At 67.4% G+C, this 1,079-nt stretch carries 1 protein-coding gene; it reads right to left on the bottom strand.

Annotation, left to right across the window (positions count from 1 at the left end; genetic code table 11):
• Positions 1–581: 581 nt before the first annotated feature.
• Complete coding sequence (locus CA983_RS46995) at positions 582–737, bottom strand: DUF6131 family protein (RefSeq protein WP_086606141.1); 156 nt, start codon at positions 735–737, stop codon at positions 582–584.
• Positions 738–1,079: the final 342 nt, after the last annotated feature.

The following is a 1,079-nucleotide window of genomic DNA, read 5'->3' as shown; positions in this document are numbered from 1 at the left end:
AGCCGCCCGTCGATCTCATGCGTGCGCTGGAGGACAGCATCCGCCAGGCGCAACGCCCTCACCGGTAGACGCGGGCCTGTGAGACCGCTTGTTACTCAGGGCCAAGAACACCCGGTTTCGCCGGAGGGCTAGAACGGGGCTGTTCCCTCGCCTAGAAAGGGCACGGAAACGAACGCMTCCTGGGACMGATGCGCGGCGTCCAGCGGTTGGATCACGCGCTCCTGGCCGTCGGACAGGCGGRGGCGAACCGCCTCGGCAGCGCGCATCTCGATGGCCAGCGACCGCGSAACGYSGTGCAGAATGCCGCCCCASCTGCGCGGCAGGCCGGAAAGGAACACRSCCAGGTCAACCTCTACCGCAACCTGCTGCYCCCCCACGATGAGCACGGCGTCCTCGCAGGAGAGGTGATCCGCCATGGTCCCAGCATGCGCCCACCGGGCGCACCGGGCGCGACGATGCCCCCTTCCGGGTCAGCCCCGGGAGCAGACCAGGCTCAGCGAGGCAGCGGCAGAGCGCTGCCCAACCCTCGTCGGCAGACGTTGTCCGCTCTCGGTTACGAAACCAGCGGTCAACGAGGCATGTCACCAGTAGTGTCGGCGGCCGGCGACTGCGTGCCCCAGGGATCCCATGATCCACAGGGCCGCGCCGATGACCGCGAGGATGATCCCGATCGTCCACAGGATCGAGATGCCGGTAACGAAGCCGACAACCAGCAGAATGATGCCGAGCAGAAGCATGACCGTCTCCGTTCCGCGGTAGTGCTGCTTTCACTGTGGACCTCGCCACGTCACTAGGGAAGCCCTGGTTTCTTCTGGCTCGCTGCGTGGTGCGACACGGCCAGCTCCTGCGCATCCAGCGCGTTGCTTACGCGGGGTGAGCTCGGCGGCCACACCGTCCGGATCTCACAAGACGGGTGAAAACCCCGCTCACACGGCGCGGACGGGGCCGGTTGGTCATGTTGGGCATAACCGGCCGTCAGATCCTGCTGATGTGCTGCTCCCACCGGTGCAGCACAAGGGGGCCGCGCCCGCCGCTGCCGTACTTGTGGGTCTTGCGGCCGCGCACGGATGGCCCTGGAG

Origin of the sequence: Streptomyces swartbergensis (genome assembly GCF_002148965.1) — a bacterium.
GTDB classification, from domain to species: Bacteria; Actinomycetota; Actinomycetes; order Streptomycetales; family Streptomycetaceae; genus Streptomyces; species Streptomyces swartbergensis.
This window is presented reverse-complemented; position numbering and strand designations above follow the sequence as displayed.